The organism is Streptomyces griseoflavus, assembly GCF_014649995.1.
GTDB lineage: Bacteria > Actinomycetota > Actinomycetes > Streptomycetales > Streptomycetaceae > Streptomyces > Streptomyces griseoflavus.
On the sequence record NZ_BMUC01000006.1, the window covers coordinates 367,021 to 377,289 of the forward strand.

Here is a 10,269-nt window from a genome sequence, read left to right on the forward strand (position 1 = left end):
GCTTCAACCGCGGGCCCGCGGGCCCGCCCGCCTCCTGGCGGACCCGCCGCCCCGGAACTCCCCTGTCCACCCGGACCATCCGACAAGGAGCACAACATGACCATGAACAGGCGTACCTTCCTGGGACTGGGCGCGGCCGGAGCCGTGGCCGCCGTCCATGCGTACGGCACCACCGCGGCAAACGCATCCTCGCTCGCCCCGGCAGCCGCGCCGACCCAGCGCTTCGCCATCGGGGTGAGGGAGTACGCCTGGAGCCGCGGCAGCCGTCGGCTGACCACCCGGATCTTCTACCCCGCCACCGGCACCCCGGGCGGCAATCCCGTCGTCAACGCCCCCATCGCGGGAGGCGTCTTCCCCATCTGCGAGTTCAGCCACGGCCTCGGCGGCAACCCGGAGAGCTACGCACCGCTGGTCCGGCCCCTGGCCGAGGCCGGATTCGTCGTCCCCGCACCCGTCTTCCCCACCACCTCCAGCGGCACCTCGGGCAACATCCAGGACGTCTACAACGGAAACCAGTCCATGGATGTCTCCCAGGTCATCACCAACACCCTCGCCCTCAACACCACGGCCGGCGACCCGTTCGCCGGGCACCTCGACACCACCACCGGCGTCGGCGTCGCGGGTCACTCGCTGGGCGGCATGACCACCCACGGGCTGCTGACCGCCTGGCCGGACAGCCGGATAGCCGCCGCCGTGCCCTTCGCCTGTGTCGACATGGGCAACCCCAGCACCACGGTCACCGCCAACGTCCTGTTCGTCCACGGCGATCAGGACCCCATCTGCCAGTACTCCTCCGCGCGCCAGGCCTATGGGGAACTGCCCGCGCCCAAGGCGTTCCTCACCCACCGCGGCACGGGCCACGACCAGTACATATGGAGCGGCTACAACCACACCCAGACCGTCGCCACCTACGTGGACTGGATGCGCTGGAGTCTCTACGCCGACACCGCCGCCCGCGACCGCCTCCCCGCCGACGCCACCTCCAACACCAGCACCACCACCTGGGAAGCCGTCCTCACCCCCCTGCCCACCGGGCGGATCGTCAGCCTCCGCTCCCGGGCCGACAACCAGTACGTCTGCGCGGAGAACGCCGGAGCCGACCCACTCATCGCCAACCGCACCGCCATCGGCGACTGGGAACGATTCGACCTGCTCGACCTCGGCGGAGGCGCCGTCGCACTGCGCGCCCGCGTCAACGGCCGATACGTCTGCGCCGAGAACGCCGGTGCCAACGCGCTCATCGCCAACCGCACCGCCATCGGCGACTGGGAGACGTTCCAGCGCGTGAACAACTCCGACGGCACCACCAGCCTGCGCGCACAGGCCAACAACCTGTACGTCAGCGCCGGGAACGCCGGAACCGCCCCGCTCATCGCCAACCGCACAACGATCGGCCCCTCCGAGTCGTTCGACCTCATCAACGTCTGACCGGCCGCGGACGAGGAGCTCGGCCTGGGTTCGCAGGTGCTCGAGCCGACGACACCGTGCGCACGCAGGTGGTCACCGCTTCTGGCGCTCGGCTCCTGTGGCACTCGCGGTGCCGCCGCACCCGGCCCGATCCGCCGGTGGGCGGGGCCGGCCGGGTGCGGTGGTGTCCGGGGCGTACGGGGGCCTCAGGCCGGGGCGTGGGAGGGTTCGTCGCCGGGGAGGGCGAGGGCGGTGGTGATCGTTTCGGCGACGGCGGGGCCGTAGGCGGTCTCGATGCGGGGCAGCAGTGACTCCCGGGTGGCGGTGTAGTCCTGGGGGCCGACGCTCTCCAGGGCCAGTACGGCGAGCGTGCAGCCGAAGCGGGCCGCGTCGGCGGGGTCCAGGGCGGGGGCGGCGGCGAGGAAGCCGGCCCGGAAGGCGTCACCCACCCCGGTCGGGTCGGCGATCCGCGTCGTGGGCACGGCCGGCACGTCCACCGGCGCGGTGTCCCGCCGGTGCAGGGTGACGCCGTGCTCGGCCCGTGTGACGAGCCAGGTGCCGACGCGGGCGAGGACGTCCTCCTGCCGCCAGCCGGTGAGTTCCAGCAGCAGCGACGCCTCGTAGTCGTTGGTGAAGAGCCATCGGGCACCGTCGACCAGGTCGCGGGCCTGCTCACGGGTCAGCCGGGGCAGTTGCTGGGAGGGGTCGGAGGCGAACGGCAGGCCCAGTTCGCGGCACTGGGCGGTGTGCCGGAGCATGGCCCGGGGGTCGTTCGGCGACACCAGGACCAGGTCGATGCCGCCCGGCCGTCGGGCGACCGGCGCCAGGTCGATGCCGGCCGCCTCCTCCATGGCCCCGCTGTAGAAGGACGCGATCTGGTTCTGCGCCCGGTCGGTGATGCACTGGAAGCGGGCGGTCTGCCGCTCGGCGGAGACATGGACGAAGTCGGTGTCGACGCCGTGCTCCTTGAGCCACACCCGGTACTCGGCGAAGTCCGCGCCGACCGCTCCGACGAGCACCGGCCGCAGTCCGAGGCAGCCGAGGCCGAAGGCGATGTTCGCGGCCACCCCGCCGCGCCGCACCTCCAGTTCGTCCACGAGGAAGGACAACGACACGGTGTGCAGCCGGTCCGCGATCAACTGGTCCGTGAACAGGCCGGGGAAGCTGGTGAGATGGTCGGTGGCGATGGAGCCGGTGACGGCGATCCGGGTGGCGCCGGCGCCGGCGCCCGCGGGGTCAGCGGTGCGCGGAGAGGACATCGGCACTCCTTGTACTCATCACGTTGCGGTGGATGTCGGTCGCGGCGTCGGAGCGGTTGAGGGTGATGTAGTGCAGTCCCGGGGCTCCTTCCGCGAGCAGCCGCAGCGCCATGTCGGTGGCGTGTTCCACGCCGATCCGGTGGGCCGCGGCCGGGTTGTCGCGCACGGCCTCCAGCCGGTGCGCCAGGTCCTCGGGGAAGGCGGCGTCGCTGAGTTCGGCGAACCGGCGGATCTGCCGGACGTCCGTGGCGGGCATGATCTCCGGGATGATCGGGGTGTCGCAGCCGGCCGCCTCGACCCGTTCGCGCAGCCGCAGGTAGTCCTCCACGCGGAAGAACATCTGGGTGATGGCGTAGTCGGCCCCGGCCCGGCACTTCTCCACGAAGTGGCGGAGGTCGGCGGCCGGATCGGCCGAGCGCGGATGCCCCTCGGGGAAGGCGGCCACCCCGACGCTGAAGTCCCCCAGTTCCCGCACCAGGGTGACCAGTTCGTGCGCGTACGTGAATCCGTCGGGGTGCGGTGTCCAGGGGCCGCGTGGGCTGCCCGGCGGGTCACCGCGCAGGACGAGCACGTCCCGGATGCCGGCGTCCGCGTACTGGCCGATGATGTGGCGCAGTTGGGCCACCGAGTGGCCGACGGCGGTCAGGTGGGCCACCGGGCGCAGGGTCGTCTCGGTCGCGATGCGCTTGGTCACCTCGATGGTGCGGTCGCGTGAGGAACCGCCGGCGCCGTAGGTCACGGAGACGAAGGACGGGCGGAGTGCCTCGATGCGGCGGACGGTGCGCAGCAGGGTCCGCTCCCCGGCGGGGGTCTTCGGCGGGAAGAACTCGAAGGAGAAGGTGGGCTCGTCGGCGGTGACGAGCCGGCGCAGCGCGGTCACCGGCGATCACCCCCGGCCGCCGCGACGGCCGCCCGCAGGGCGTCGACGCGGTCGGTGCGTTCCCAGGTGAAGTCGGGCAGTTCGCGGCCGAAGTGGCCGTAGGCGGCGGTCTGGGCGTAGATGGGCCGGAGCAGGTCGAGATCGCGGATGATGGCGGCCGGGCGCAGGTCGAACACCTCGGTGAGGGCGCTCTCGATGACGGCCTGCGGGTACAGGGCGGTACCGAAGGTCTCCACGAACAGGCCGACCGGTTCGGCCTTGCCGATGGCGTAGGCGACCTGGACCTCGCAGCGGGTGGCGAGACCGGCGGCGACGACGTTCTTGGCGACCCAGCGCATCGCGTACGCGGCGGAGCGGTCCACCTTGGAGGGGTCCTTGCCGGAGAACGCGCCGCCGCCGTGGCGGGCCATGCCGCCGTAGGTGTCGATGATGATCTTGCGGCCGGTCAGGCCGGCGTCGCCCATCGGACCGCCGGTCTCGAACCGGCCGGTGGGGTTGACCAGCAGGCGGAAGCCCTCGGTCTCCAGTTTGACGCCGTCCTGCGCCAGGGCGGTCAGGACGGGGGCGACGACGTGCGCGCGGATGTCGGGGGCGAGCAGGGTCTCCAGGTCGACGTCGGCGGCGTGCTGGGAGGAGATGACGACGGTGTCCAGCCGGTGCGGCCTGCTGCCCACGTACTCGACGGTGACCTGGGTCTTGCCGTCGGGGCGGAGATAGGGGACGGTGCCGTCCTTGCGGACCTCGGTGAGCCGCCGGGAGAGGCGGTGGGCCAGCTCGATCGGCAGCGGCATCAGGTTGGGCGTCTCGTCGCAGGCGTAGCCGAACATCAGTCCCTGGTCGCCGGCGCCCTGCCGGTCCAGCTCGTCGGCGCCGGCCCCGTCGCCCTCCACCCGGGTCTCGTAGGCCGTGTCGACGCCCTGGGCGATGTCGGGCGACTGGGAGCCGAGGGAGATCTCGACGCCGCAGGAGGCGCCGTCGAAGCCCTTGGCGGAGGAGTCGTAGCCGATCTCGAGTATCCGGTCGCGGACCAGCTGCGCGATGGGGGCGTAGGCCTGGGTGGTCACCTCCCCGGCGATGTGCACCAGACCGGTGGTGATCATGGTCTCGACGGCCACCCGGGAGGACGGGTCCTGGCGCAGCAGGGCGTCGAGGACGGTGTCGCTGATCTGGTCGGCGATCTTGTCGGGGTGGCCTTCGGTGACGGACTCGGACGTGAACAGGCGGCGGGACATGATGCTCCTCGGCTGGGTGACGGGCGGTCTCGCGGTGGGCGGACCGCCGGTGCGAGCGGGGGTTCTCAGGTGCGGGTGGTCCGGTGCGCGGGGTGTCCGGCCGGCGGCGCGCGGGGCGGTGGCGCGGCGCGCGCGCCGCGCCGGTCGGTCCACGCCGGACGGTGGACGGCGGACGGCGGACGGCGGACGGCGGCGGGGCGGACTCAGGCCGTGCGGGCGGCGCTGACCGTGCGCAGGTGGTTCAGGATCTCGACCCAGGAACGGGTCGCCGAGACCTCGTGGTGGGGCAGGCCCACCTCGGCGCAGTAGGCCAGGGTGAGCGAGCGGCAGCGCCGCAGGTTGGGGCGGGGCATGGTCGGGAACAGGTGGTGTTCGATCTGGAGGTTGAGACCGCCGTAGAGGAAGTCGTGCACCGCGGTGCTGCGGACGTTCCGCGAGGTCAGCACCTGCCGGGCGAGCCAGCCGGGCTCCTCGTCGCCGTCCCGGACCGGCATGCCCTTGTGGTTGGGGGCGAAGACGCAGCCCAGGTAGACACCGAACAGGGCCTGGTGCACGAGGAGGAAGACCAGCGCCAGGCCGGCGGGCAGGGTGAGGAACAGTGCCGCGCCGTACGCGGCCAGGTGGACCAGGAGCAGCACGGCCTCGGTCCCGGGCCGGCGCACGATGCGGCGGTGCAGGGCGACGGCGCTGGCGACGCGGAGGCCGAACGCCTCCAGCGTGAGCAGCGGCAGGAACAGCACGGCCTGGTGGCGCACGACGAACGCGCGGACGCCCCGTGCCCCGCGCGCCCGGTCGGGGGTGAAGGCGACCGCCCGGCGCAGGATGTCGGGGTCGAGGTCGAGGTGGTTGGGGTGGCTGTGGTGACGGCCGTGGTGGTTCATCCACCAGCCGTAGCTGAAGCCGAGCAGGAGGTTCCCGTGGATCAGGCCCAGTGCCTCGGTGGCGCGACGGTCGCGGACCACCTGGCCGTGCCCCACGTCGTGGCCGAGCAGTCCCGTCTGCCCGTAGGCGAAGGCCAGCAGCACCGCGGTGAGCAGTTGCAGCCAGGAGTCGCCGAGGACGAAGAACAGCGTCCAGCCGCCCGCGAGCAGCGCGGTGTTGGTGAGGAACTTCCAGGCGTAGTAGCCGGGTCGCGGCGTCAGCAGGCCGGCGTCGCGCACCGACCGCCGCAGCGGCTCGAAGGGCGCGGCGACGGCTGACGCCGGGATGGTGGTCGGTTTCATGACGGTCGTTCGTCTCCCCCGTGTGGCCGTCGCGGCGTCAGCCTTCGGCGGCCTGCTTCAGTCGTTCGAGTGTGGTGCGCATGCCGGCGCGGTTGCGTGTCCCCCGCAGCCGGGGGCGGGTGCCCGTGAACACGAGCCCGAGCAGTTCGGTGACGCGGGCGCCGCGGCCGGTGCGCAGGTCCGTCCAGTGCTCGGTGACCCGGGTGCCGTGGCCGTCGGCGGCGAAGCGGTAGCCCCACCGCGCGACGGGCAGCCCGAAGGTGCTCACCCGGAACACGAAGGCCTGCCCCCGCTCGGCACGCTCCACCCGGCACCAGGTGAACCACACCCACGGCCCCTTGCGGTTGAACCCCACGAAGCCCGCGCCGGCGAGGACGGGGGGCCGGTGCACCCAGACGCGGAAGCACTCCGGACTCCACCGGCCCATGGCGGCCACGTCCGCGACCATGTCGTAGAGCGTCTCCGGCGCGGCATCGATGTGAATTTCCTCTTCCGCTTCCCACAGCCGCTGCACGGGGCCCTCCCGGGGTCTTCGGATTTCCGGCGTCGGCAACGCCCGGCAGATGTTAATCAGTCGGGGAAGTCGGGGGCAATGTTTTCCGGTGAAGAGAGTTCTGCGCGCCCGCCGAATTCGCCCCGGCGCCTCCGTAACGGAATGACGCTCTCCAGAAAGAACCCCGAACCGATTCTCTTGACGCTGCGCCGACAAGCCCCTAACTTGGAACGAGCCGGATCGTTCCGTCTGCTTCGAGCGGGCCCCACCTGCGGGTTCGATCGGAAGCGGTCGGAAGCCGGCCATGGGGATGAACGGGGGAAGTCTGCTGTGACCGGACCTGCAGAGGGCCGTGACGATACCGTCCGGCCCGACATCGACATGCCCGAGGAGAAATTCCTCCTCGAATTCCAGACTCTTCCCGAGATTCTCGGGAGTATTTTCAGCGGAGGTCCGCCTGATGCCGTTCACGAGGGTACGGGACATCACAGTCGCACTGTCGGCTGACATCTCCGGATAACGGCCCGATGCGTTTCGACCTGCTGGGCCCGATGGAGATCCGGTGGGCCGGGGGCGACGTCTCGGCCGTCTCCGGCCCCCGGGTGCGCGGACTGCTGGCGCTGCTGCTCCTCGACGCCGGCCGTGTCGTCCACGCGGACCGTCTGATCGACGGCCTCTACGGCGGCCGGCCGCCGAGCCTGCCGACCCGGGCCCTGCAGTCGCAGGTGTCCAGGCTGCGTCAGGCCTTGCGCGACGGTGCCGAGGTGACGTTCCATCAGTCGGGTTACCGGCTCGCCGTGGAGCCCGAGGCGGTGGACGTCCACCGCTTCCAGCGGCTCGCCGCGGACGGGCGCGCGGCGCTGAACGCGGGCCGGGCGGCCCGGGCCGCGGACCTGCTCGGCGAGGCCCTCGCCCTGTGGCGTGGCGCCGCGCTGTCCGGCGCCACCATGACCCCCGGCCTGGCCGCGCGGGCCGAGCGCCTGGAGGAACTGCGGCGCGACACGCTGGAGGACCGGGCCGAGGCCGATCTCGCGGAGGGCCGCTGCCACCGGCCGGTGGCCGACCTGCGCGAACACGTCGGTGCCCACCCCCTGCGGGAACGGCCACGCGGTCAGCTGATGCGCGCCCTGCACGGCTGCGGGCGCACGGCGGAGGCCCTCGCCCTCTACGAGGAGACCCGCCGCGTCCTGGCCGACGAACTCGGCACCGAACCGGGCGCGGAGCTGCGCGCGGTGCATCTGGCGGTGCTGCGCGACGAACCGGTCGTCGGGCCGGGGTCCGGGACCTCCCGGGGCCTGCGGGTACGGACGGGCGACTCCGGGGAGGATCGCGCGCCGTCCCCGCGGCCGCCCGTGCACCGGTCGTCCGCACCGGCCCCGCCGCCTCCGCCGCCCGCCTCGGGCGCGGGGTCCGGCCCCGGTGCCGGCCGGCACTCGACCGCCGACGGCGCCGCGGCCCACCCGGTCACCACGGGCGCAGCGCTCCGCTCCGCCGCCGGAACCGCGCCGGAGGGTGAGGGTCCCGGTCCCGGCCCGGCGCGGCACCCCGGTGCCGGGGCCGCCGCTGCGTCGGGACGGCGACGGCTGCCCGCCGCCCTCACCGGCTTCGTCGGCCGGGACGAGCCGGTGCGGCGCCTGGACCTGCTCCTCGACCGGGCCCGCCTGGTCACGCTCACCGGTGTCGGCGGGGTCGGCAAGACACGGCTCGCCGTCGAGGTGGCCGCCCGCCGCGCCGAGGAGGTCTGTCTGGTCGAACTGGCCGGCGACACCCCCACGACGGACGTGCCGCGCGCCGTCCTCGCGGCCCTCGGTCTCGGGGACACCCCGGCGTCCGCGCTCCCGGGGGCCGGGGCGTCCCGGACGACCGAGCTGCTGCTGTCCGCCCTGGCCGACCGCAGCTCGCTGCTGGTGCTCGACACCTGCGAGCACGTCGTGGACGACGTCAGCAGGCTCGCCCGGGAGCTGCTGAGCGGCTGTCCCGGCCTCACCGTGCTGGCCACCAGCCGGGAGCCGCTGGGCATCACCGGGGAGACGCTGTTCCCGGTGACGCCCCTCGAGGTGCCGGCCCGGGACGCCGCGCTCACCGCCGAGGAGGCCCTGCGCCTCGCGTCGGTACGGCTGTTCACCGACCGCGCCCGGGCGGTGCGGGCGGACTTCGTCCTCGACGGCGACACCCTCGCTCCCGTCCTCGGCATCTGCCGGGCGCTCGACGGACTGCCGCTCGCCCTGGAACTCGCGGCGGCCCGGCTGCGCTCGCTGCCCGTGGCCGCGCTCGCTGCCGGGCTGGAGGACCCCTTCGCCCTGCTGTCCCGCGGCAGCCGCACCGCCGTGCCCCGTCACCGTTCGCTCGGCGCGGCCCTCGACTGGAGCTGGGACCTGCTGGACGAGGAGGAACGGGCCCTCGCGCGCCGGCTGTCGGTCTTCCCCTCCGGTGCCACGCCCACGGCGGTGGAACGGGTGTGCGGTCCGTTCACCACCGGGACCCTGGACCTGCTCAGTTCGCTCGCCGACAAGTCGCTGGTGACCGTGGCCGACGCCGACGGGCCGCGGTTCGGGATGCTGGAGACGGTACGGGCGTACTGCGCGCGCCGGCTCACGGAGGCCGGAGAGGCGGAGCGGACCCGCCGGGCCCACGCCCTCCACGGCAGCGGGCCCGCCGAGGCGGCCGTCACCCGGACGCGCGACGGAGCCGGGTACGCCGCCACGGTCGTCGAGCTGCCGCGCACACCCCTGCATCGGTCCGCTTACCAGGAGCCCATGGCGGCCCTGCGGCTCGCGGCCGTGCTGTGGCGGCACTGGTGGCGGACCGGGGCGGCCGGCGGCGACGCCCGGGAGCCGGACGTCCGGCGTCACGGGCGCACCCTGGCGCCTCCCGGTCCCGCCCTCCGCGAGACGACGCGCGCGGCCGGGCCCGTACGGGTGCCGGCGCCCGCCCGGTCAGGACCGCCCGGGACGGCGACGAGCGACGCGATACCGGCGACGGTCGCGCTCGCCGCCGGGGGCCGGGCGGCCGACACGGGGCGCGCACCCGGCACGGACCACCCGGCCGCCGTGACCTCCGGAGCACTCGGTGTGGGCCTCCCGGCCGCCGCGGCCCTCGGAGCACGCGGCGTGAACCTCCCGGCGGTCCCGGCCGGAACACCCGGCCCGGGCCTGTCGGCCGGCGCCGTCGGAACACCCGGAGCGAACGCCCCCGCCGTCGCGGCCGGAACACCCGGCGCGAACCTCCCGCTCGGTGCCGACCGGGCACCCCGCACACACCAGCAGCCCGTCGGCGCGGCACCTCCGGCACGGTCACCGCACCCGGCGGGGGCCGCCCGCCCGCCACGCACCCGTCCCAGCCCGCGGAACCGTCCCCCGCCCCCCTGACCCGCACCCCCCTCGGCACGAACCGGACCGAACACCCCCTGCACAGGGCCCACTCGACACGGACGGAAGCCCTCGCGCACGGCCACTCGGCACGGACGGGGCCCCTTCCGCACACCAGCCGCGTGGTGCGGGACTCCCCCGGCGCGCGCACCGGACCCCGCGGGGACCACCCTCCCGCCATGCCCCGCCGCACGCGGGAAGCCCGGCCCGGCACCCTCTCCAGCGGCGAGGGTGCCGGGCCGCTCGGTCGCCCTTCGACGGTCCCTCGCTGCCCCGCGCCCCTCCGGCCGCACCCGCCCGGCGCGACCGCGCCGCCACCGGGCCACCGCCCCCCCCGTTATGTTTTTTGCGGTCCTGCAAGAGGGCCGCTGGCCTCCGGGCCCGGCATGGCTGTTGCCCCCTGTCGA

Annotated in this window: 7 protein-coding genes; 2 read left to right on the top strand and 5 right to left on the bottom strand. The window is 74.1% G+C overall.

Features of this window, described 5'->3' with window-relative positions:
- The first annotated feature begins 96 nt into the window (after positions 1 to 96).
- Positions 97 to 1,428 (top strand): poly(ethylene terephthalate) hydrolase family protein, encoded by a 1,332-nt coding sequence (locus IE172_RS16045; RefSeq protein ID WP_190097904.1) that lies wholly within the window; start codon positions 97 to 99, stop codon positions 1,426 to 1,428.
- 185 nt (positions 1,429 to 1,613) lie between these two features.
- Here IE172_RS16045 and IE172_RS16050 read toward each other — a convergent pair whose 3' ends face one another.
- The 5 genes from IE172_RS16050 to IE172_RS34555 all read right to left on the bottom strand — a co-directional run bounded on the left by IE172_RS16050 (position 1,614) and on the right by IE172_RS34555 (position 6,515).
- The gene (locus tag IE172_RS16050) at positions 1,614 to 2,666 is read right to left on the bottom strand and encodes a carbohydrate kinase family protein (RefSeq protein ID WP_190097905.1); all 1,053 of its coding nucleotides are present in this window, start codon (positions 2,664 to 2,666) and stop codon (positions 1,614 to 1,616) included.
- On the bottom strand, positions 2,644 to 3,546 hold the full coding sequence (gene metF, locus IE172_RS16055; RefSeq protein ID WP_190097906.1) for a methylenetetrahydrofolate reductase [NAD(P)H]: 903 nt from the start codon (positions 3,544 to 3,546) through the stop codon (positions 2,644 to 2,646). Before metF ends, IE172_RS16050 begins: the two co-directional genes overlap by 23 nt.
- Complete coding sequence (metK, locus tag IE172_RS16060) at positions 3,543 to 4,778, bottom strand: methionine adenosyltransferase (protein WP_190097907.1); 1,236 nt, start codon at positions 4,776 to 4,778, stop codon at positions 3,543 to 3,545. The genes metF and metK overlap by 4 nt, the downstream gene beginning before the upstream one ends.
- 203 nt (positions 4,779 to 4,981) lie before the next feature.
- Positions 4,982 to 6,001: a fatty acid desaturase family protein gene (locus tag IE172_RS16065; protein ID WP_190097908.1), complete on the bottom strand. Its 1,020-nt coding sequence runs from the start codon at positions 5,999 to 6,001 to the stop codon at positions 4,982 to 4,984.
- A 37-nt stretch (positions 6,002 to 6,038) separates the two neighbouring features.
- Positions 6,039 to 6,515 carry an SRPBCC family protein gene (locus IE172_RS34555; RefSeq protein ID WP_229886104.1) on the bottom strand — a complete coding sequence of 159 codons (477 nt, stop codon included), beginning with the start codon at positions 6,513 to 6,515 and terminating at the stop codon, positions 6,039 to 6,041.
- Between the two features lie 506 nt (positions 6,516 to 7,021).
- Here IE172_RS34555 and IE172_RS34560 point away from each other — a divergent pair.
- Positions 7,022 to 9,862 (top strand): AfsR/SARP family transcriptional regulator, encoded by a 2,841-nt coding sequence (locus IE172_RS34560; protein ID WP_229886106.1) that lies wholly within the window; start codon positions 7,022 to 7,024, stop codon positions 9,860 to 9,862.
- Positions 9,863 to 10,269: the final 407 nt, after the last annotated feature.